We start from the raw sequence: 21,928 nt of genomic DNA on the forward strand, positions 1-21,928 counted from the left end.
AATCAGTACTGCTCTTCAACGTCAGTGGTGAAAGCTCAGGACTTTTTGCCTTTGTTACCACGAATTTCGACCATACGATCACGCTGGGCTAATTTATCCAGAATACCGTTAACGTATTTATGGCCGTCGGTTGCGCCAAAGGTTTTGGCCAACTCAACTGATTCGTTGATGACTACCTTATAAGGCACGTCGATACGGTGCATCATTTCGTAGGCACCCAGACGTAAAATAGCCAGTTCTACCGGAGTCAGTTCGTCTAAGCGACGATCCAGCAGAGGCTCAATCTTTTTGTCCAGATCGGCTTTTTCGCGTGGCACGCCATGCAGGATATCGTGGAAATATTCCAGATCCACTTTACTCATGTCGTTATCGGTACGGAACTCAGCTTCAATGGCAGCCAGGTTAGCACCAGCCAGTTGCCATTGGTAAATGGCCTGTACGGCAAAACGTCGTGCTTTACGACGAGCGGCCGGGCTGGATTTTTTACCGCCAGGGTGGTTTCCCTGGGCGGATTGATTGGAAGTGCTGGACATCAGGCTTACGCCTCCAGAGCTTTGATCAGGTTAACCATTTCAAAGGCGGACATTGCTGCTTCTTCACCTTTGTTACCTGCCTTGGTACCAGAACGCTCAATCGCTTGTTCGATGGAGTCTACCGTCAGTACACCAAACGCAACCGGAATGCCGGACTGCAGAGAAACCTGACCCAGACCTTTGGTGCACTCAGCCGATACGTATTCAAAGTGTGGTGTACCACCACGAATAACCGCACCCAGAGTGATGATGGCGTCGTATTTACCGCTGTCGGCTACTTTTTTAGTTGCCAGAGGAATTTCCATGGCACCCGGAACACGAATAACAGTGATGTTTTCAATATCCACACCGTGGCGGGTTAAAGAATCTACTGCGCCTTCTAACAGGCTCTCGACAACAAATGCATTCCAACGACCTACTACAATGGCGTATTTACCGTCGTTTGGAGTTAAATCACCTTCGATAATTTCTAAGCTCATGGTTTTACTCTCGTTCAAATAAATTCTAAAGCTGCAGTACAAGGTCATTACCGACAGACACGCCGTGAATACATCCCTGTAGGCTCTTCGATGACATCCTGTCATCGCAAGGTCTGCTGGTAATAACCTTATACTGCAGCTGACAACGCTAAACTTTTTTGCATTGTCTGGTGTTAAAGATTCCGAAGGATATTTATTTCAGGCGACCGTCTACCGCAGGGATGCGGTAGCCGAGCGTACATGGATGTATTTACCGCGTGTCGCTCGAAATAAATATGCTTGGGAATCGAATTTGAATACTTACTCGGCCTCTTATTCTGAGTACGGTAAATACTCTTCAATTTCCAAATCAAACCCTGACAGGCCCGCGTAACGGGTTTCACTGCTCAGCAGTTTCATTTTTTTCACGCCTAAATCGCGCAGAATCTGTGAGCCGGTACCAATGGTCAGGAACGCACCAGAACTGTCGGTGTTCGGGCTGCGTTGCGGACGTACACGACCAAAATGCTGGTCCATGCTGTCACAAATGTTTTCTTGTTGGCCGGCTGACAATAACACCAGTACGCCTTTGCCTGCTTCGGCAATTCTGGCCATCGCTTTGGTGGACGACCAACTTTCGGAATCAACTTTACGGATACCTAAAGTATCGCGCAGGGTATTGGTGGTTTGCACTCGCACGATAGTGGCATCGTCTTCGCTGATGTCACCCATGGTCAGCGCCAGATGGGTTTCATTCTGAATGCTGTCAGTAAAGGTGTGCAGCTGGAATTCACCAAACTCGGTATGCACGGCTTCTTTACTGGTCAGCTCAACGGTTTTTTCATTGGCGATGCGGTAGTGAATTAAATCGGCGATGGTGCCAATTTTAATATCGTGTTTTTCCGCAAATACTTCCAGATCCGGGCGACGTGCCATGGTGCCGTCGGCATTCATGATTTCAACAATGGCAGATGACGGGGTTAAACCCGCTAAGCGTGCCAGGTCACAACCAGCTTCGGTATGACCTGCGCGGCTTAATACACCGCCCGGACGAGCGCGCAACGGGAAGATATGACCCGGTTGTACGATGTCTTCTGGTTTGCTGTTGGCATCAACCGCAACCTGAATGGTGCGGGCGCGATCAGCAGCAGAAATACCCGTTGTCACACCTTCGGCTGCTTCAATGGAAACCGTGAATGGGGTGGAGAACTTCGCGCCGTTGCCTGTCACCATGGCTGGCAGGCCTAAGAAATCACAACGCTCGCCACTTAAGGTTAAGCAGATCAGACCACGGGCTTCGGTGGCCATAAAGTTAATGATTTCAGGGGTTACTTTTTCCGCAGCAACAATGATGTCGCCTTCGTTTTCACGGTCTTCGTCATCCATCAGGATAACCATTTTACCGTTGCGGATGTCTTCAATAATGTCTTCGATCTTATTCAGGGGCATGTTGCTCACCTATTTCCAGAAACCGTTTTGTGCCAGGAAGGCCTGGCTAATACCACTTTGAGGGGCGTGTGCTGCACCGTCTTTATTGCCCGTCAGCAGTTGCTCTAAATAACGCGCGATAATATCAACTTCGAGATGAACCTGCTGACCTTCTTTGGCGGCGTACAGCGTTGTCTCCTGTGCCGTGTGCGGCACAATATTCAGCTCAAACCCCATCGGGTTGAGGGCATTGGCAGTCAGGCTGACACCATCGACAGTGATCGAACCTTTCGCTGCAATGTATTTCTTTAAATTTGCCGGAGGCTCAATCACAAACTGAATCGAGCGGGCATCGGCATTACGTTTTTTAATGGTACCTAAACCATCCACATGACCGGTAACAATATGACCGCCCATACGGGTGGTGGGCATCATGGCTTTTTCCAGGTTAACAGCGGTACCTTTGCCCCAGTTGCCAATCTGAGTGTGTGCCAGAGATTCGCGTGATACATCAGCAACAAAGCCGTCACCTGGCAGTTCAACAACGGTTAAACACACACCATTAGTAGCGATGCTGTCACCCAATTGCACATCCGCTAAGTCTAAGGCACCCGTGGCAATACGCAGACGGATATCACCTTGTTTGTTTTCAACGCTGGCGACTGAGCCAACCGCTTCAATAATTCCGGTAAACATTTATGTCTCTTTCGGCTCGTTATTGGCTGCTGTTTTGGCTGTTTCATTGGGTATGGGCGTCAGAGTTAAACGCAGATCATTACCAACCATACGTACATCCTGCCAGTGCCAGCGCAGCTGTTGTTTCATAGCCCCGAAATCTAAGGATAGCAGGGGTCTGGCATTACTCCCGAGCAGCGTTGGCGCACAATATAACACCAGTTCGTTGATCAGTTTGTGTGCAACAAAGGCACCGGCCAGTTGAGCGCCGCTTTCAACCAGAATTTCGTTATGGCCCTGCTCACCCAAATAGCGCACCAGCGCGGTTAAATCGACTTTGCCGCTGTCTGGTTCGTTAGTGTTTTGGGGAGACAGCCAATAATTCAGCGCACCGCTATTGGCCGGACGTGAGGGTTTACTCTCTGGCTCAGACAAGGTGGCAATCAGAATATCGCCGTGTTGTTGTAACAGCTTAGCGTCTGGCGGTAAGCGGTTCTGGCCATCAATCACCACCCGCAAAGGCTGACGCCATAAGCGTGCCTCCTGTTCGATTCCCGTTTCCTCAGGTCTTACCGTCATCGACGGGTCATCGATTAATACCGAATCCACACCGGTGATAATGGCACAGGAGCGGGCGCGTAAACGCTGTACATCCTGACGCGCTTGTGGGCCGGTAATCCACTGGCTTTCACCGCTGGCCATGGCAGTACGGCCATCCAGGCTGTGCGCCAGCTTGGCCCGAATATAAGGTAACCCGCTGCGCATACGCTGCATAAAACCGACATTAATGGCTTCCGCTTCGTCTTGCAGGCAGGATTCAACCACCTCAATGCCAGCATCGCGCAGCATCTGGTAACCACGACCAGCCACCTCTGGGTTTGGATCGGTCGTGGCACCCACAACCCGCGCGATACCCGCATCGATCAGACCCTGAGCACAGGGCGGGGTACGACCAAAGTGAGAGCAGGGCTCCAGCGTGACATAGGCGGTAGCACCTTTGGCGTTAGCACCCGCGATTTTTAAGGCGTTTACTTCGGCGTGGCCTTCACCGGCTTTCTGGTGCCAGCCTTCGCCAATGATGTTACCGTTTTTCACCAGCACACAGCCGACCCTGGGGTTAGGGCTGGTGGAATACAAACCGAGGCGGGCCAGTTGCAACGCCTTCGCCATGTAGCGGCGATCCCTTAGCATCAACGGTTACCGTCGCAACCGTTGGGCTTGCGTGAAGTTGATGTGCGCGCGGCAGGCGGATTCAGCTCCATGCGTTCAATTTCAGCCTGGAATTCCGAAATATCCTGAAAGCTGCGATACACCGATGCAAAGCGCACATACGCTACCTGATCGAGCTGGCGTAATTCATTCATCACACATTCGCCCAACACACGGCTGTCAATTTCGCGTTCACCGGTGGTGCGTAATTCATGCTTGATACGGGAAACTGCGGCTTCCACGGCCTCAACACCAACCGGACGTTTTTCCAGCGAGCGCTGGATGCCAGAGCGTAGTTTATCTTCGTTGAAAGGTTCGCGGGTGCCGTCTTGCTTGACGATGCGGGGCATTAACAGTTCGGCGCTTTCAAACGTGGTGAAGCGCTCACCGCAGGCAATGCACTCACGGCGACGGCGCGTCTGCTCACCGTCTGCAATCAGACGGGAATCAATAACTTTGGTATCCGGGTGGGAGCAAAACGGGCAACGCATAACTGGTAAAGAGCTTAAGATCGTGCCAACCCGACATGGGTCTGGCTAAAAGTCGCGCGATTTTACTGGATTTGGCGGGGTTAATCCAGAGAAGGCATCATTGCGACTATGGCAACCGTGTGGTTATGACACTAGACATAGAGCGATCCAATAACCAGCGTGACTAAGCGCCACGCTGATTGGAGTCTGTTTTACGGATTAAGGACAAATTGATCAGCCCAGGACTTCAGTGCGGCAATGGAATCCGGGCGAATAAAGCTGGCATGAGCCAGAAGGGGATCCAGTGCTCCCTTGGTAAATAACAGAGGCCGGTTCTGTACCAGGCCATAACCGTCTTCATAACCCGGTGACGTGTTGAGAAACTCAACGGGTTCCAGCACCCTGCCGCTGAGCGGTAAATCCACCAGTTCGGCGAGGGCTTCGGATGATGCATTAAACACCACCTCGTCACCGATGCCATATTGCACCACCAGTCCGCGCGGCTCACGGCCATAAACAGGATTACGCACATAATGAGCAAAATTAATGGCGTCACCATGGTCAACACTCTGCTGTATGGCTTGTATAAACAACGCCGCTTCACCAGCGGTAGCGACATCCGGGAGCAGGTTCTCGAAGCCGAATGATTCAAACAAGATGGAATGCGTCAAAATATTACTGATGCCGACGCCGGTTACCTGAAGAAAGGCCTGGCGCACATCCGGTGCTGTTGCCACAAAACTGGTTCCGAGTACGCCGCCCATGGACGTGCCCTGATAGACAATATTATTACTATCAATATCCGGAGTATTGATTCCGCCGCGATACCACAGTCGTGTCCACCAGTTATTTCTGGCTGGTATAACATCCAGCGTTGCCAATGACGTCTGCAGAGCTTTTAACACCGACACCATATCCAGAGTCGATTGAGTGACTATGCTGGTTACCCGCAGAATGTTGTCCGGGTTAAGAATATCCTGCAGATTACCGCCATCGTCTCTGGCCCGGGAACCATGGTTCGGTTGGTCGATCACAATACTGGCAATGCCTTTGGCGGCGTTTGGATAGGCGACGGTAGCCAACATCGATTCTTTAATGGTTCCCAGGCCGTGGCCATAAATGGCTACCGGAGCTGAGCCATATAAAGAGGCGATGGGCAGCATCAGAATGAAATCAGCCCAGTAATGTTTGGGCTGAACCGGCTGGTGAAAATCAATTGCGCCATTTTCCGAGCGGAAATCATCTAAGCGAATCTGACCCGTTACGGATGCTGCATAAGGCCAGACATTAATCTGAGTGGTTCTCAGGTTGCGAACCGGGTGGCTATTGGCTGCGGTCTGGTCAACCAGATCAAATAATGGATCGTTGTTTGTGGCTTCATCTGTAATCGTGAACTCGGTGAAACTGACGATCTGATCAGCCGGAATACCGTAATATTGCAGGGTATTTAATGTCTCCATCATCGGCGCAGCGCCAGGCCAGGTTGCTTCTCCGGTAATCAGTTCTGCTATCCCCGGAGCGACCGCGACCGGATTACCAGACGGGTCTGTCAGGTTGCGGGTCACAACAGCAACAAAGGTATCTCCGAACTGAAACCGGGAGCGCGGAAAGATTTCGATAATATTGGCGGGGTTGTCAAAGCGTTTATTCTGCGCGTAATCGAAACGCCCGGTTCGGATAGCAACGTCACTCCCCTGAGTGAGATTAATCACACGTACGGTGTTGCCGCCATCTGCAGGCAAATTTGCTGTACTGAAGGGCTGGCCAATATCAATCATGACCGGGGCCGAGGCAGAAAAACCAGTAGCCCCGCGATAAATATCGGCCGAACTGAGGTTCTGGCTGGCATTTTCAACCGCGGATGAAAACAGGTTTCCCTTCAGATCAACTTTGATACCGGTTGGCGAGGCAGGGTCTGCGGCAGTATAAAAGTTACTGGGAAAGGGCAAGGTGCAGGTTCCGTTAGCCAGGGGGTGGCAGGTCTGATTGGAAAACACCAGCGTGCTGGATAAGGCGAGCAGAGTCGCCAACAGAGTTTTAAGTTGTGTTGTGAGCATTGCTTCGGTCCTTTGTTATCTTTATGAATGCTCTTTAGGCATAGCCAACACACTGGGTTAACAAGTGTTTACCGCTAGTCTCAGAGGGGCTAATCCCGGTTTGGTGCGCTTTGGGGTTGGTCAAAATTTGACCATGGCTAGTTCGGTCTGACGGTATTGGGGGGAGGGGGAAACAGACGTTAAAAACAGACATTAAAAACATAGGTTGCCATGCCTGGAGGTGAAGCAGGCATGGCGGGATGATTCAGCCGCGAGGCTCAATCAAAACGGTTAGCCGTTAACCTCGTCAAAGGTATCCAGCAGTTCTTGTTCCGGAGCCGGAGTGGCCAGGCTCACCGCAATAATGGCGATGGTGGCAAAGATAAAGCCCGGTACAATTTCATACACATCGAATACGCCACCGGTCAGCTGCTTCCAGACCACAACCGTGATACCACCAACCAGAATACCAGCCAGACACCCCTGACGGTTCATACGAGACCAGAACAAGGACAGGATCACGGCCGGACCAAATGCCGCACCAAAACCAGCCCAAGCATAAGATACCAGACCTAAAACAGAGCTATCCGGATTCAGGGCCAATGCCCAGGCAATGATGGCGATACCGGCAACGGCAAAACGGCCAATTTTCACCAGCAGCGCATCGTCGGCGTCTTTATTGATTAATTCTTTGTAGAAGTCTTCAGTCAGAGCTGAAGAGGAAACCAGCAGTTGAGAGTCCGCGGTGGACATAATCGCCGCCAGAATTGCCGCTAGTAAGATACCAGCCACTAATGGGTGGAACAGCGCCTGTACCAGATCCATGAATACAGTCTCAGAATCGGCCAGTGGCTTATCAAAATATCCAATGCCGGCAACACCCACCAGAGCCGCACCAATCAGACCAATAAAGGTCCAGCTCACGGCAATACGGCGTGCTTGTGGAATATCCGCGCGGCTTTTAATGGCTTTAAAGCGTGCCAGAATATGCGGCTGACCAAAGTAACCCAGGCCCCAGGCGGCCAGCGAAATAATGCCCATCAGGCCCAGTGCGGAACCATCGGCTTTGGTGAAGGCATCCAGCATTTCCGGATTTTTAGCGGCCATCAGTGCATTCGGGCCGTCACCAACAGCGTTAAAAGCGGTAACGGGTACGATCACCAGAGCAGCTGCCATCAGTAGGCCCTGTACTAAGTCAGTCCAGGAAACCGCTAAAAAACCACCAAAGAAGGTGTATGACACAACCGCGATGGTGCCAACGGTCACGGCAACGGTGTAGTCCAGGCCAAATACAGTTTCAAATAACTTACCACCGGCAACCAGGCCGGAGCTGGTGTAGAACAGGAAGAACAGCAGAATAAAGAAAGCAGCAATTGAGCGGATTAACACTTTATCGCCGAAACGGTTGCTGAAGTATTGTGGCAGCGTCAGGCTGTTACCGGCAGCTTCGGAATAATCCCGTAAGCGCGGTGCCACCACCAGCCAGTTCAGGTAAGTACCCAATAACAGACCAGCACCCAGCCAGGAGGCTTCCCAACCGGCGGCGTAGGCATAGCCCGGCATGCCTAATAACAGCCAGCCGGACATATCGGAAGCACCGGCCGATAACGCCGATGGCCAGGCACCAAGGGAACGGCCACCGAGAATATAGTCGGACAGGTCGTTGGTTTTACGGTATGCCCACACCCCAATCCAGAGCATGGCTCCGAGGTAGGCGATAAAGGTAATCAGCGTTGATACATTAATGTCCATGCTGCGCTCCTGAGTCTTGTATTACGTCGTTTTTATAGTAAATGAGCCGGTTGCCCGGCTCTTGATTAAAGTTTTTGTTCGATACGCGGATGACCTCAGTCATCCAGCGATAGCAGCGACGCATTACCACCTACGGCGGTGGTGTTGATCGTGCGAACGCGCTCGGTTGCGAATCGTTTCAGATAGTTCGGGCCACCGGCTTTTGGACCGGTACCGGATAACCCACGGCCACCAAACGGCTGAACACCCACCACGGCACCAATCTGGTTGCGGTTGATGTAGCAGTTACCGACTCGCACACGGCTTTCGATATAGCTGGCGGTGGCTTCGTTACGGCTGTGAATGCCCAGTGTCAGGCCATAGCCGGTGGCATTGATGCTGTTGATCAGCTGATCCAGCTCGCTGGCTTTGTATTTCAGTACGTGCAGAACCGGACCAAACTGTTCGCGGCCAAGATCGGCAATGTCACTGATTTCAATCGCTACCGGTGCAACATAGTGGCCGTTGGCACAGCTGTCTGGCAGTTTGGCTTCGGCCAGTACCCGGCCAGCAGTACGCCAGCGTTCGATATGATTTACCAGACCAGAACGGGCGCGTTCATCAATCACTGGGCCGCAGTCACAGCTGTAGCTTTGTGGATTGCCGATTTCGATGCGCTGCAGTGCGCCGTCGATCAGCTCGATAATGCGATCGGCGATGTCTTCCTGCACACACAATACACGCAATGCGGAACAACGCTGTCCGGCTGAGGCAAAGGCTGAATCCATGACATCAGCCACCACCTGCTCTGGCAGAGCAGTGGAATCAACAATCATGGCGTTCTGGCCACCGGTTTCAGCGATAAAGGTTGCCAGTGCGCCGTCACGTGCCGCTAAGGTGCGGTTGATATGTTGCGCGGTTTCGGTAGAGCCGGTGAAAGCAATACCCGTGATACGCGAATCCGGTACCAGTGCATTACCAATGGTGGCTCCGGCACCACACAGCAGCTGTACTACAGCGCCCGGTACACCGGCTTCGTGTAGCAGTTGTACCGCGCGGCCGGCAATCAAGGAGGTGGACTCTGCTGGCTTGGCTAACACAGTGTTACCCGCAACCAGAGCCGCCACTACCTGACCAATAAAGATCGCCAGCGGGAAGTTCCATGGGCTGATACACAGGAATACGCCACGGCCTTCGTAGTAATGCTCGTTGCTTTCGCCCGTTGGCCCCGGCAGGCGAGTCGGCAGTTGCATGCCATCACGCGCTTGCTGAGCGTAATACCGGCAGAAGTCGACCGCTTCACGAATCTCATCAATGCTGTCTTGCAGGGTTTTACCCGCTTCACGGGCACATAACGCCATCAGCTCATCAGTGTGCTGTTCCATCAGATCAGCCATACGCTCAAGACACGCAGCACGCTCAACGACGGACGTACGGTTCCAGTCAAACCAGGCGGCATCGGCAATATCCAGCGCTTGTTTGGCCTGATCTGCGGTAGCCCAGCTAACCTCACCGACCTTCTGGTTACGGTCAAACGGGCTGACGACCGCATGAGTTTCACCGCCTTCCACAGCTTTGCCATCAATCAGCGGATGTTGCTGCCATTGTTGTTGATTAAATGCCTGAATGCTTTCCAGCAGCGGGGTGCGTTCAAATGCCACAGCGAGGTTGTAACCTTGTGAGTTCTGGCGGTCACTGAACAATTCAGCGGCACGCGGGATTTTAGGATTGCGGAACACCGCATGACGGGTTGCCAGTGCCACTGGCGACTGCACCAATTCGGATACCGGCGTATTAGCATCCACCAAGCGGTGAACAAACGACGAGTTGGCACCGTTTTCTAATAGGCGGCGTACCAGATATGGCAATAAATCTTTGTGCGCGCCAACCGGAGCATAAATGCGCACATTGATACGATCCTGAGTCAGCAGGTTGTCGTATAACGCATCGCCCATGCCGTGTAAGCGCTGGAATTCAAACGCACGACTTGGGTTCAACGCCGCTAACTCGGCAATGCTGGCAACGGTTTGCGCATTATGAGTGGCAAATTGTGGATAAATATTGCCCGTGGTTTGCTCACTTAACAGGTAACGGGCACACACCAGATAGGATACGTCGGAGTTTTCTTTGCGGGTAAACACCGGGTAATCGGCCAGACCCAGCTGCTGGGCGTGTTTGATTTCGCTGTCCCAGTAAGCGCCTTTGACCAGACGTACCGGAATTTCATCGCCTTGCTCAGCGGCTAATGCATTGAGGAAGCCCAGTACCGCGGTGGCGCGTTTGGAATAGGCTTGTACCACTAAGCCAAATTTGTCCCAGCCACGCACAGCCGGGCTCTGGTAAACCTGCTTAAACAGACGTAATGACAGCTCTAAGCGGTCGGCTTCTTCGGCATCAATGGTCAGCGCAATATCATGCTGACGCGCTTCTTCCACCAGGCTGGCAACTTTAGCGCCCAGCTCGGCCATCACCAGATGCTGGTGGGATTCTTCATAGCGCGGATGCAGAGCGGATAACTTAATCGAAATACTCGGAGCCGGGCGGTCATCACGCCAGGTGTTCTTTTCTTTGCTCTTGGCAAGGGTACGCAGCGCATCACGGTAAGCGATAAAATAACGCTCCGCATCGGCATCGGTAAAAGCCGCTTCGCCGAGCATATCAAACGAGTAGGTGTAACCCTTAGCGCGGTAGCTTTTGCTGTTTTTGATCGCTTCATCAATGCTGCGACCTAATACAAACTGCTTACCCATGATTTTCATCGCCTGATTCATGGCAGCACGAATCACAGGTTCACCGGCGCGTTGAATCAGGCCGCTGAGCAGGTTACCGGGAGAGCTTTCACGGTTAGAAATGCCGGTGACTTTACCGGTCAGCATCAGACCCCAGGTGGACGCATTAACCAGCAGTGAGTCGGAGCGACCCATGTGTTCGTCCCAGGCGGCAGCGGATAACTTATCGCGGATCAGGGCATCGGCGGTTTCCGCATCCGGAATACGCATCAGCGCTTCAGCCAGGCACATCAGAATCACGCCTTCTTCATTATCCAGGCTGTATTCCTGTAATAACTTATCCACCGCGTGAGCGACATCACCTTCGGCGCGAATGGCTTCAACAATCTTACGAGCCCGGGCTTCGCTGGTGTGGCGGAAACCATCGTTTGGTTCGGCCAGTTCTGCCAGCTGCGACAGGTAAGCGTCTTCATCAACAGCATATTGGTTTTCAATCGCCTGATACCAGTCATCAGCAGACAGTTTTTCTGAGTCTGAGAACAGCACGGCTACATCAAAATCGCTCATCGTGCCCCTCCTTATAGTTATCTGTTTGGTCAAATATTTTTTCTGACCGTTCAAGTTACGCGTCCGCTGTTGATAAAACTTGCTGAAACGTCTGGCGTTTTTGTTAAAAGCTCTGGTTTTGGCTGATTTTTCACCGTTATTTGTGACTTTTGCCGTAACTGGCCGGGTGAAACGTCAAACCGGGCTTTAATGGCGTGAGTCAAAGCACTCTGATTGGCAAAGCCGGTTTCGGTGGCAATGGCGCTGATTTTCATCGACGAATTCTGCAATAACCAGGCGGCTTGTTGTGCCCGTTGCTGAATCACGTATTGGTAGGGTGTCATACCGGTCAGCTGGCGAAAACGCAGGTGAAACTGGCTGGCACTCATATGACAAGCTCGGGCCAGTTCATCAACGCTGAGTTTTTCAGTCAGACGATTGGCAATCAGCTGATCGAGCATCGCCAGATCAATGCGGTTGGAAGTCGCAACAGGGAGTTGCTGATACGGGGCAATGCGATGAAACAGGCTGTGTAATAACAAGCCACTGATATGCTGCTGCAGCTGAACATCGTGGGGGCGCTGGGTTAATTCCTGTGCCAGGCACTGTAATAACGATTGCAGGTTATTATCCAGCTCAATAAAGCGAGGCTCAGCAAATAGCTGGTCAAACAGGCCAGCATCAATCAGATGGTTAGCTCCATCATGGGCGCTGACATCAATCACCATCACGGCATTGTCACCGTCACCATAAAAGGCGTGCTCACAATTACCGGGCAGCAGACAACCGTGCCCGGGGCCAAAGCGTTGCTGCTGACTTGGCGGCAGATCAAACCACACCTCACCCGTGAGCCCCAGAACCAACTGATGATGGTTATGGTGATGACGATGGGGTTGTGATTCGAGTGATTGCACCCGGCTGGCACCAATGGTCCACATAGTGTTCGGCATTAACGCTGGTTAAAGTTTGAGCCTGTTAACACTAAGGGGAAATGATGGCTTTTGCTATTCGGGAAAGCCGCTATATCTCAGGTGATACTAAGCGGAAATACGCATTGTTGCTGATTCTGAGAAAGGGTCTGCCTAGCTCCCACGCTCTGCGTGGTAGCCAGATGGGATTAGGGTGAATATGGCTGAATAGGATATATAAAAAAGGCCAGCCATGTATAACGTGGCTGGCCTTGATCGGTCGTGGGTGATTCAGCGACGGCTTATTTGTAAACCGGCAGCTTCTCACACAGAGCTACAACCTTGGCTTTGACGTCGGCTTCTACGGTTTCAGAGTTACCGTTTTCAAGACCGTCCAGTACGTCACAAATCCAGTTAGCCAGATCCGCACATTCTGCTTCTTTGAAGCCACGGCTGGTTACCGCTGGAGAGCCGATACGCAGACCAGAAGTGACAAATGGCGAGCGTGGGTCGTTTGGTACGGAGTTTTTGTTCACTGTGATGTTGGCGCGGCCCAGTGCAGCGTCCGCATCTTTACCTGTGTACTCTTTACCAATCAGGTCAACCAGGAACAGGTGATCGTCGGTACCGCCAGAAACCACGTTGATACCACGGCTGATAAAGGTGTCGGCCATCGCCTGAGCGTTTTTAACCACCTGAGTCTGGTACGCTTTGTAGTCGTCAGACATGGCTTCTTTAAAGCAAACTGCTTTGGCTGCAATCACGTGCATCAGAGGGCCGCCCTGGGATTCCGGGAATACCGCGAAGTTCAGCTTTTTGTTCAGCTCTTCGTCTTCTTTTGCCAGAATCAGGCCGCCACGTGGGCCACGCAGAGTTTTGTGCGTAGTGGTGGTCACAACGTCGGCAATGCCAACCGGCGTTGGGTAAACACCGGCGGCAACCAGGCCAGCGATGTGAGCCATATCAACAAACAGGTAAGCGCCAACGGCATCGGCGATTTCGCGGAACTTGTTCCAGTCCACTACGCGAGAGTAGGCAGAGAAGCCAGCGATGATCATTTTTGGCTTGTGTTCTTGTGCCAGACGTTCTACTTCAGCGTAGTCAATTTCGCCGGTTTCCGGGTTCAGACCGTATTGAACGGCGTTGTAGATACGACCGGAGAAAGATACCGCAGCACCGTGAGTCAGGTGGCCGCCGTGTGCCAGGCTCATGCCCAGAATGGTGTCGCCTGGTTGGCACAGCGCCATGAATACGGCCGCATTAGCCTGGGAGCCAGAGTGTGGCTGAACGTTGGCATAAGGTGCACCAAACAGTTCTTTAGCGCGGTCGATGGCCAATTGTTCGATCACATCTACGTGTTCACAGCCACCATAGTAGCGCTTGCCTGGGTAACCTTCGGCGTATTTGTTGGTCAGCTGAGAGCCTTGAGCTTCCATCACACGAGGGCTGGTGTAGTTTTCGGAAGCAATCAGCTCGATATGGTGTTCCTGACGAGCGTCTTCTGCTTTCATCGCTTCCCATAATGCTGGGTCGAAATCGGCAATGTTCATATCACGGCTAAACATGCAGCTGGTCCTCTTAGGTCTGTGACACGTGTAAAAAAATTGACTCAATGGTTGAGTTTTGTGAGAAGTTTTAGGCAGGTATTCTACCCTAAAGTGCTTCGTGTGGCACTTGAGAAGCTGTCATAAACAGCGTGACGGGATTTCATAATGGTGAACGGCTGTCACATACCATACTTTTTCAGAATGGTGGCATAGGTGCCATTCTCTTTGATGGTCTGTAAGCCACGATTAAAAGCATTAATCAGCTGCTGACCACGCGGGTTGCTGATACCACTACTGACATACAACGGATTCTGAGACAGTGGCTGTTGTGAGAAGTGAAAGTCTTGTGGATGAAAGCCCTGGGACTTCATCAATGCGCGAGCTGCAATCTCATCATCCAATGTCAGGTCAATACGATCGCGGGCGAGCTTTTTCAGATTAGCCGTCAGGTCATAGGCTTCATAACGATTAAAATGGGTTGCCTGGCTGAAGGCATCGTCATAGCCATAATTTCTGGCGACACCCACCGATTTCCCCATCAGGCTCAACAAGCCATCATATTCAAAGGGGGTGCTTGCCCGGGAAATAAAAGTAATACGGTTGCTGATATAAGAATCACTGAAATACAAAAACTGATTACGCTGGGTTGTTTTCCAGGTAGCAATTAATAAATCAATATTCGCTTTTCTGACTTCATTTAATGCCCGGCTCCAGGGCAGAATTTTTAATTCCAGCTGGTAACCCTGCGAGGCCAGAGCAGCTCGGGCCAATTCAACTGACAGACCAGATTGTCCATCCTCATAAATAAACGGAGGCCAGGGATCCTGAGCGGCGGTGATGGTTTCTGCATGACTGCTAATACAAAATAAAAATAATAATCCTGTTATTAATTTTCTCATGGTGCTGAATTCCTGACGCCGATAAATCGGTATGTGATAGTACCATGATAACGTTATTTCGATTGGTGCGGCTAGTGATGCAGAAACTCCTGGAATGTCGGCTCGGGAACCGGCTTACTGAAATAAAATCCCTGAACTTCTTCACACTCTGCCTGCTGTAAAAACACCAGTTGTTGTTGGGTTTCCACACCTTCAGCAATCACTCCCATGCCCAGGTTATGCGCCATCGCAATAATAGTGCGGGTAATCTGAGCATCATCGTTATTATCAGGCAGATTGCGGATAAAACTCTGATCAATTTTTAAGGTGTCTACCGGGAATTGCTTCAGATAATTTAATGATGAGTAACCGGTGCCAAAATCATCAATGGCAGTTTGTACACCCAGTTCCGATAAGGCATTTAATACATCTAACGTATGCTGAAGATTATCAATAAGAATGCTTTCGGTTAATTCCAGTTCAAGCTGCGATGCCTGAATACCGGCTTTGAGAATGGCATTGGTGACCTGTTCAACAAAATTATCCTGTTTAAACTGCAACGCTGATACATTGACGGCAATACGTTCGATGTTATATCCCTGTTGTTGCCAACGTGAGAAGTGCTGGCAGGCCTGTTCCAGTACCCATTGGCCTATCGGAATAATCAGGCCGGTATCTTCCATAATCGGAATAAATACCCCGGGAGAAACAAATCCTTTTTGCGGATGTTGCCAGCGTAGTAATACTTCAGCACCAACGACCTGGCTGTCAGAACAGCGATACTGCGGCTGGAAATACAATTCCAGTTCGTTACGTTTCAGAGCGTGGCGTAAATCATTTTCCAGTTCGAGTAATTCAACCGCTTTTTGATTCATTTTCTGATTAAAGAACTGCACATTATCACGCCCTTGCTCTTTGGCGTGATACATCGCCATATCCGAACTTTTTAATAACTCAATAACACTGCTGCTGTCGTCCGGGTAGATGGATATGCCGATGCTGGCGCTGATAAAAACTTCCCGCTGGCCCAGTTTAAACGGTTGATGCAGTGCATGGAGAATGCGCTCACCCACTTTGACCGCGGTATCCGCTGCAGCATCGCCATTTTTCTGACCGCTGATGGCGATGGTAAATTCATCACCACCAATACGGCACACCAGATCCTGTTTTTTTATGCAGTGGCGCAGGCGCTCAGCGACTTCTTTTAAAACCTGATCACCGGCCGGGTGACCCATGGAATCATTGATGGGTTTAAAGCGATCAAGGTCGATAAATAATAACGCAACCGCCTGCTGCTGATGGTTTGCCTGCTGTAGCATTGTTTCCAGTCGTTCATGCAACTGGCTGCGATTCGGCAAGCCTGTCAGAGGATCGAAATACGCCAGTTTATGAATACGCTCTTCAATGGCTTTACGATCGGTAATGTCCGACATAATCACAATCAGACTCTGAATTTCCCGCTCTTCATCACGGATAGCGCTCACACCCGCCCAGCCAGTGTGCATGGTCTGATCGGCATGGCGGAAGAATAATTCACCACTCCAGTAACCATCGACCACCAGGGATTTACCAATGTCTTCAAAAAAGCTGGCGTCGTGGTGCTCTGGCGAAATCAGAAAATCCGGTGTGTTGCCAATAATATCTTCCACATCGTACCCGGTAATCTGAGAGAAGGCGGTATTGGTGCTGGCAATATTCAGATTTTTATCAGTGATCAGAATGGCTTCGTTAGAACTCTGGAAAACCTCGGCTGCCAGGTGTAATTCTTTTTCCAGCTGACGCGCTTCGGTGACATCCCGCGAGATGCCGGATATGCCCTGCAGTTCACCGTCTTCATTCCAGAGCAGGCTGGCTTCAATTTCCAGAATTTTTTCTTCACCGGATTTACAGAAGGCGACCATATCCTGACGAATCACATCGTCTTTGGAGGATGCGAAGTCCGGGTCTCTGGCGGGTGCCTTAATGCGACGTTTCATGGTTTTAACCAGCGCATTTAAATCGCTCTGCTGAAACACTGAGAAAACGCCTTCGCGTAATAATTCATCCGGTTTGTAGCCCAGCGTTTTTTCCACTGATGAGCTGACAAAATTAAATGTCAGGTGCTGGTCAGTGGCCCAGATAATATCGTTGATGTTCTCGGCTAACAGTCGGTAGCGCCGTTCACTGTCGATAATAATTTCCTGAGCTTCCACTTCCTCTGTCACATCCCGGGCGGTGCCGATATAACGGGTGACATTGCCATGTTGGTCGAAATTAAACGGCGTGTCATAAAACTTAATCACCCGGATGCTGCCATCCTGATGCATCATTCTGACCTGCGAGGTTTGGGTTTGTCCGGGTAATAATGTCCGGCGAATTTTTAACTCTCCGGGTAAGGCAGCAATATCATCCGGGTGTACCATGTTTTGCCAGAGTGTGGCGTTACTGTCGTCTTTTGAATAGCCCAGCATTTCGCCCAGCCTGCGGTTACCAAATAAGATGGTTTGTTGCAGTTGTTCGTCAAGGTCGATGACGTATACCAGATCCGGCATGGCTGCCATCACATTGGACCAGAAGTGTTCCCGTTCCTGAGTTTCCCGGGCAATACGATTGCGCTCGGTAATGTCCAGTAGGGTCATTAATGCGATATTTTCGGCACCTGAACGCAATGACAAATTAACCCATATATCAATGATGTTGCCGGCAAAGGTGGTCAGCTGCATCTCAAATTCGGTGGTTTCCAGATTGAGTGCCAGTGCTCTTTTTAGCGCCTGTTGATATTCTTCCGCGGAGGATTCCACCATATTGGCGCCATGCTCCAGTAAATACGGCAGATCACGAGCCTGGGTCAGCCGTACTGCCGACTCATTAGCGCTGATTAATACCAGGTCGCTGAGTTGCCCCTGATACTGGCTGATATCAATTAAACAATGGGCAACACCGGCTTCCTCAAATAAGGCTTTATAGCGTAGCTGGCTTGCGGATAGAGCTTTAATGGCTTGCTCTGTTTCCGTTATGTCGCGTAACAGCCAGACCACGCCGTCAATCTGATCGGCGTTATAAAGCGGGTTATAGCGTTGTTCAAAGATACGTTGCTCATCACCAATGTCAGCCGTCAGGCGGTGGCCGGTTTCGTGCAGCAGTTCCAGCTCAGCTATTTCCAGCCCCCGGTTCCATAATGCTTGTGGGTCTGACCAGGCATCGGAGAGCTGTTTGCCGTGAAAATCACTGGCACCATTGGCACGCAGCAGAGCCGCCCCTTTGGGGTTGGTGTAATTAATCACGCCATGTTCATCGGTGGCGATCAGGGCGTCGTCAATTGACATCAGTGTTTTGTCCGCCCGTGCCTCGGTTTCCCGGCGAATGGCTTCCAGGCGCTGCGACCGCAGGTCATAACGCAGCATATAAATCCATAACGAACACACCAATAGCAGTAAAACAGCAAAGACCATTAATGGTTCACGAATGTGTCGCCATAGCAGGGTTTGTTGTTCTTTTTCTTCGGCTAACGCAACCAGATCCCAGGGCGTATTATGCAGTGGTGCACGGCTGATAATGCGTTGTTGTTCGTCGGGTTGGAGCACAGGTTGAGAGTGGCTGCTGGCAAAGTAGCGCTCGCGAATGGAAATTCGGTTACTCTGGCGATCAATCATGGCCAGTTCAAATCCGGGAAAGCCGCCTTCATACACAATCTGCGAGAATTTGCTGTATGGCCGGCGTACGACTAACCAGTAAGACTGCTGCTGAATGACAAAGTGGCTGTAAATATAAAAACTGCCGTTACCACCGTAGCGCAATGAAAATACGCCGCTACTGGTCGAAGACGTTTTCTGCGCTTGAACTTGGCTGGCAATATCAGTTATCTCACGCTGATCCTGAATAACTCCCTGATGCTTCAGGTACAGGCCCTGATCGTTAAAAACAAAGAAGCCGGTGAGGTTAAAAAACGCTCGCTGCATATCATCCCAGAGCTGTTGATCGTTCTGGGCTGTTTGAGCGAACAGATATTGCTCCAGCAGGGTAAGGTGATTGTGAATAAACAAGCGATTGGCGTGAAAACCAGACTGGCGCAACAGCTCCATTTGCTCAGCGTAGTTTTCAACGGTATGTGTCGCATTTTCCGCAAAGTGTTGCTGCTCAGCCTGCCATTGCTGGCGCGTGTTATAGGCAAGCATGGCTACTAAAACAACAAAGCTCAGTAATAATAACGAAGCATTCATCCTGAACGATGAACGATACGGTCTGTCTGTTGCCGCACCACCAGATAAAGAGAAAATCATTCGCCCCCGGATCTTACCAATCATGCCTTGTTATTATTTTCATCGTGTATTTATAACTCTGATATCAGTATAGACCGGTTTTCTCAGCCGCGATAAATTCCCGGGTGCCCTCCGGTGGACGGGCCTGTTAAAATGCCGACATTCATACTTTCAGGTAGATATTTCTATGGCTCAATACGTATTCACCATGAACCGCCTGGGCAAGATTGTGCCGCCCAAGCGCCAGATTCTGCGTGACATTTCTCTGTCTTTTTTCCCGGGCGCTAAAATTGGCGTGCTGGGTCTTAATGGTGCCGGTAAATCCACGCTGTTGAAGATTATGGCGGGTATCGACACGGACTTTATTGGTGAAGCGCGTCCACAGCCGGATCTGAACATCGGCTACCTGCCGCAGGAGCCGGAACTGGATCCGAATAAAGATGTAAAAGGCAACGTCGAAGATGGCCTGGCTGAGCTGATGAATGCTAAGGCAGAACTGGATGCAGTGTATGCCGCTTACGCTGAGCCGGATGCTGACTTCGATGCACTGGCGAAAAAGCAGGGACGTTTGGAAGCCATCATTGAAACCGCAGGCGGTCACGATGTTGATCGTCAGATGGAAATTGCGGCGGAAGCATTGCGTCTGCCAGCCTGGGATGCCGATGTTACCAAGCTGTCGGGTGGTGAGCGTCGTCGGGTGGCCTTGTGTCGCCTGCTGATGTCCAAGCCGGATATGTTGTTACTCGACGAACCAACCAACCACCTGGATGCCGAATCCGTTGGTTGGTTAGAGAAGTTCCTGGAAGAATACCCGGGCACTGTGGTGGCGATTACCCACGACCGCTATTTCCTCGATAACTGTGCTGAGTGGATTCTTGAACTGGACCGTGGTCACGGTATTCCATATCAGGGTAACTACACCACCTGGCTGGAAACCAAAGAGAAGCGTTTAGAGCAAGAGAAGAAAGAAGAAGAAGCTCACACTAAAGCCATCAAGCATGAGCTGGAGTGGGTACGCAAAGGCGCGAAAGGTCGTCAGGCTAAGAGCAAAGCCCGTTTAGCGCGCTTCGAAGAGATGAACTCGCGTGAGTTCCAGTCGCGTAACGAAACCAACGAAATTTATATTCCACCGGGTCCGCGCCTGGGTGACAAAGTTATCGAGTTCCATAACGTCAGCAAATCTTTCGGCGATCGTATGCTGATTGATGACCTGAGTTTTACCGTTCCGGCCGGTGCCATTGTTGGCATTGTGGGTGGTAACGGTGCCGGTAAATCAACCCTGTTCCGTATGATCAACGGCACCGAGACACCGGATTCCGGTGAAGTGGTCATGGGCGAAACCGTTAAGCTGGCATTTGTTGAACAGTTACGTGAAGAGCTGGACGACAGCAAAACCGTCTGGGAAGCCATCTCCGACGGCATGGATATGCTCAACATCAACGGCAAAGAATACCCAAGCCGCTCGTATATTGGCCGCTTTAACTTTAAAGGTGGTGATCAGCAGAAACGGGTGGGTGATTTATCCGGTGGTGAACGTGGTCGTCTGCAACTGGCTTATACCCTGAAGCAGGGCGCCAACGTATTGCTGCTCGATGAACCGTCCAACGATTTGGACGTGGAAACCTTACGTGCTCTTGAAGAAGCGATTGATGCTTTCCCTGGCACTGTGATGGTGGTATCCCACGACCGTTGGTTCCTGGATCGTATTGCGACGCATATTCTGGCGTATGAAGGTGATTCTAAGGTGAACTTCTTCGAAGGTAACTACACCGAATATGAAGAAGATCGTAAGAAACGTTTGGGCAACGACGCTCAGCCAAAACGGATGAAATATAAACGTTTGGCGTAGACACGTCTTTGGCAAAATGATCTGGCTATTTAAGTACAGATTATTTTTCTGCCGCCGCTCAGAAGGGCCATCCCAGGCCCTGCTGAGCTACCACAACATCCTGTTGTTGCTCCAAAAAACAATCTGTACTTAATTGGATACCGTTTTTACGATAAACGTGCCTTCGGGGCGGCGGGGAAAAGCACCTGCTTACTTCCAGACAGTTCATTCCAGTGCACATAGATTCACTATTTCAGTTGCGAACGACAATAAATCAGCTAAACCTAAGTCATAAGTAGCAGTAAAGAGTTCTCATTTATGGAACCATCTTCAGAACAGCGTCAGTTTCAGCGTGTGCATTTTTTCCAGCGAGTACAGGTCAGTGATAACCACCATACTCAGGAAACACATTGCCTGGATATCAGTTTGCGCGGCATTTTATTGGTAGTGCCGGAAAATACTCAGTGGTCACTAGAGCAGCAGGTTAAGGTTGTGTTGCAGCTGACCGAAGATGAATCGATCACCATGATGTGCTCAGTCACGCATATTGATGATGATGTGGTGGGTTGCGCTTGTGATTCCATGGACCTCGATAGCCTGACCACACTGCGCCGTTTACTGGAATATAATCTGCAGGATCCGGCTGAAGTGAATCGTGAGCTGGGTGAGTTAATCCGCCAACGCTGATATACGATATACTCCACGCCTCAGAAT

The 21,928-nt window shown here is 50.9% G+C and carries 16 protein-coding genes; 3 read left to right on the forward strand and 13 right to left on the reverse strand.

The genetic code is table 11. The annotated features are described in order from the left end of the window. Positions 1-35: 35 nt before the first annotated feature. From nusB to ACO05E_RS12350, 10 genes are all read right to left on the reverse strand, one after another. Positions 36-533: a transcription antitermination factor NusB gene (gene nusB, locus ACO05E_RS12305; protein WP_419813229.1), complete on the reverse strand. Its 498-nt coding sequence runs from the start codon at positions 531-533 to the stop codon at positions 36-38. Between the two features lie 5 nt (positions 534-538). After that, positions 539-1,012 (reverse strand): 6,7-dimethyl-8-ribityllumazine synthase, encoded by a 474-nt coding sequence (ribE, locus tag ACO05E_RS12310; RefSeq protein ID WP_419813230.1) that lies wholly within the window; start codon positions 1,010-1,012, stop codon positions 539-541. A 312-nt stretch (positions 1,013-1,324) separates the two neighbouring features. Next, complete coding sequence (ribBA, locus tag ACO05E_RS12315; protein ID WP_419813231.1) at positions 1,325-2,440, reverse strand: bifunctional 3,4-dihydroxy-2-butanone-4-phosphate synthase/GTP cyclohydrolase II; 1,116 nt, start codon at positions 2,438-2,440, stop codon at positions 1,325-1,327. A 9-nt stretch (positions 2,441-2,449) separates the two neighbouring features. After that, positions 2,450-3,115, reverse strand: a complete 666-nt coding sequence (locus ACO05E_RS12320; RefSeq protein ID WP_419813232.1) for a riboflavin synthase — start codon at positions 3,113-3,115, stop codon at positions 2,450-2,452. Next, the gene (ribD, locus tag ACO05E_RS12325; RefSeq protein WP_419813233.1) at positions 3,116-4,285 is read right to left on the reverse strand and encodes a bifunctional diaminohydroxyphosphoribosylaminopyrimidine deaminase/5-amino-6-(5-phosphoribosylamino)uracil reductase RibD; all 1,170 of its coding nucleotides are present in this window, start codon (positions 4,283-4,285) and stop codon (positions 3,116-3,118) included. Beyond that, positions 4,285-4,794 (reverse strand): transcriptional regulator NrdR, encoded by a 510-nt coding sequence (gene nrdR / locus ACO05E_RS12330; protein ID WP_419813234.1) that lies wholly within the window; start codon positions 4,792-4,794, stop codon positions 4,285-4,287. The genes ribD and nrdR overlap by 1 nt, the downstream gene beginning before the upstream one ends. A gap of 191 nt (positions 4,795-4,985) precedes the next feature. Further along, entirely contained in the window at positions 4,986-6,830 is a 1,845-nt protein-coding gene (locus tag ACO05E_RS12335; protein ID WP_419813235.1) for a hypothetical protein, read from the reverse strand. A 270-nt stretch (positions 6,831-7,100) separates the two neighbouring features. Next, the gene (gene putP, locus ACO05E_RS12340; RefSeq protein ID WP_419813236.1) at positions 7,101-8,561 is read right to left on the reverse strand and encodes a sodium/proline symporter PutP; all 1,461 of its coding nucleotides are present in this window, start codon (positions 8,559-8,561) and stop codon (positions 7,101-7,103) included. A gap of 95 nt (positions 8,562-8,656) precedes the next feature. Then, the gene (gene putA, locus ACO05E_RS12345) at positions 8,657-11,836 is read right to left on the reverse strand and encodes a bifunctional proline dehydrogenase/L-glutamate gamma-semialdehyde dehydrogenase PutA (protein ID WP_419813237.1); all 3,180 of its coding nucleotides are present in this window, start codon (positions 11,834-11,836) and stop codon (positions 8,657-8,659) included. Between the two features lie 50 nt (positions 11,837-11,886). Beyond that, positions 11,887-12,765: an AraC family transcriptional regulator gene (locus tag ACO05E_RS12350; protein WP_419813238.1), complete on the reverse strand. Its 879-nt coding sequence runs from the start codon at positions 12,763-12,765 to the stop codon at positions 11,887-11,889. A gap of 44 nt (positions 12,766-12,809) precedes the next feature. On the opposite strand from ACO05E_RS12350, the gene ACO05E_RS12355 reads away from it, so the two are divergent. Next, positions 12,810-12,941: a hypothetical protein gene (locus ACO05E_RS12355; protein WP_419813239.1), complete on the forward strand. Its 132-nt coding sequence runs from the start codon at positions 12,810-12,812 to the stop codon at positions 12,939-12,941. An 84-nt stretch (positions 12,942-13,025) separates the two neighbouring features. Here the strand turns inward: ACO05E_RS12355 and glyA are convergent, their stop codons facing one another. The 3 genes from glyA to ACO05E_RS12370 all read right to left on the reverse strand — a co-directional run bounded on the left by glyA (position 13,026) and on the right by ACO05E_RS12370 (position 19,407). Then, positions 13,026-14,288 carry a serine hydroxymethyltransferase gene (gene glyA / locus ACO05E_RS12360; RefSeq protein WP_419813240.1) on the reverse strand — a complete coding sequence of 421 codons (1,263 nt, stop codon included), beginning with the start codon at positions 14,286-14,288 and terminating at the stop codon, positions 13,026-13,028. Between the two features lie 161 nt (positions 14,289-14,449). Next, the gene (locus ACO05E_RS12365; RefSeq protein WP_419813241.1) at positions 14,450-15,169 is read right to left on the reverse strand and encodes a substrate-binding periplasmic protein; all 720 of its coding nucleotides are present in this window, start codon (positions 15,167-15,169) and stop codon (positions 14,450-14,452) included. 71 nt (positions 15,170-15,240) lie between these two features. Beyond that, a complete protein-coding gene (locus ACO05E_RS12370; protein ID WP_419813242.1) occupies positions 15,241-19,407 on the reverse strand; it encodes an EAL and GGDEF domain-containing protein in 4,167 nt (1,388 codons plus the stop codon). A 166-nt stretch (positions 19,408-19,573) separates the two neighbouring features. On the opposite strand from ACO05E_RS12370, the gene ettA reads away from it, so the two are divergent. Together ettA and ACO05E_RS12380 are read left to right on the forward strand one after the other, a co-directional pair. Next, positions 19,574-21,235 (forward strand): energy-dependent translational throttle protein EttA, encoded by a 1,662-nt coding sequence (ettA, locus tag ACO05E_RS12375; RefSeq protein WP_419813243.1) that lies wholly within the window; start codon positions 19,574-19,576, stop codon positions 21,233-21,235. A gap of 297 nt (positions 21,236-21,532) precedes the next feature. Then, entirely contained in the window at positions 21,533-21,901 is a 369-nt protein-coding gene (locus tag ACO05E_RS12380) for a PilZ domain-containing protein (protein ID WP_419813244.1), read from the forward strand. Positions 21,902-21,928 lie beyond the last annotated feature (27 nt).

It is taken from the genome of Bacterioplanoides sp., from assembly GCF_965226395.1.
Classification (GTDB): Bacteria; Pseudomonadota; Gammaproteobacteria; order Pseudomonadales; family Oceanobacteraceae; genus Bacterioplanoides.

What these genes read in the sequence shown, in the direction of transcription:
- ribE (WP_419813230.1), bottom strand. Translation starts at nt 1,012, where the DNA reads ATGAGCTTAGAAATTATCGAAGGTGATTTAACTCCAAACGACGGTAAA.
- ribBA (WP_419813231.1), bottom strand. Translation starts at nt 2,440, where the DNA reads ATGCCCCTGAATAAGATCGAAGACATTATTGAAGACATCCGCAACGGT.
- putA (WP_419813237.1), bottom strand. Translation starts at nt 11,836, where the DNA reads ATGAGCGATTTTGATGTAGCCGTGCTGTTCTCAGACTCAGAAAAACTG.
- nrdR (WP_419813234.1), bottom strand. Translation starts at nt 4,794, where the DNA reads ATGCGTTGCCCGTTTTGCTCCCACCCGGATACCAAAGTTATTGATTCC.
- nusB (WP_419813229.1), bottom strand. Translation starts at nt 533, where the DNA reads ATGTCCAGCACTTCCAATCAATCCGCCCAGGGAAACCACCCTGGCGGT.
- ACO05E_RS12335 (WP_419813235.1), bottom strand. Translation starts at nt 6,830, where the DNA reads ATGCTCACAACACAACTTAAAACTCTGTTGGCGACTCTGCTCGCCTTA.
- ettA (WP_419813243.1), top strand. Translation starts at nt 19,574, where the DNA reads ATGGCTCAATACGTATTCACCATGAACCGCCTGGGCAAGATTGTGCCG.
- putP (WP_419813236.1), bottom strand. Translation starts at nt 8,561, where the DNA reads ATGGACATTAATGTATCAACGCTGATTACCTTTATCGCCTACCTCGGA.
- ribD (WP_419813233.1), bottom strand. Translation starts at nt 4,285, where the DNA reads ATGCTAAGGGATCGCCGCTACATGGCGAAGGCGTTGCAACTGGCCCGC.
- ACO05E_RS12320 (WP_419813232.1), bottom strand. Translation starts at nt 3,115, where the DNA reads ATGTTTACCGGAATTATTGAAGCGGTTGGCTCAGTCGCCAGCGTTGAA.
- ACO05E_RS12380 (WP_419813244.1), top strand. Translation starts at nt 21,533, where the DNA reads ATGGAACCATCTTCAGAACAGCGTCAGTTTCAGCGTGTGCATTTTTTC.
- ACO05E_RS12365 (WP_419813241.1), bottom strand. Translation starts at nt 15,169, where the DNA reads ATGAGAAAATTAATAACAGGATTATTATTTTTATTTTGTATTAGCAGT.
- ACO05E_RS12370 (WP_419813242.1), bottom strand. Translation starts at nt 19,407, where the DNA reads ATGATTTTCTCTTTATCTGGTGGTGCGGCAACAGACAGACCGTATCGT.
- glyA (WP_419813240.1), bottom strand. Translation starts at nt 14,288, where the DNA reads ATGTTTAGCCGTGATATGAACATTGCCGATTTCGACCCAGCATTATGG.
- ACO05E_RS12350 (WP_419813238.1), bottom strand. Translation starts at nt 12,765, where the DNA reads ATGCCGAACACTATGTGGACCATTGGTGCCAGCCGGGTGCAATCACTC.
- ACO05E_RS12355 (WP_419813239.1), top strand. Translation starts at nt 12,810, where the DNA reads ATGGCTTTTGCTATTCGGGAAAGCCGCTATATCTCAGGTGATACTAAG.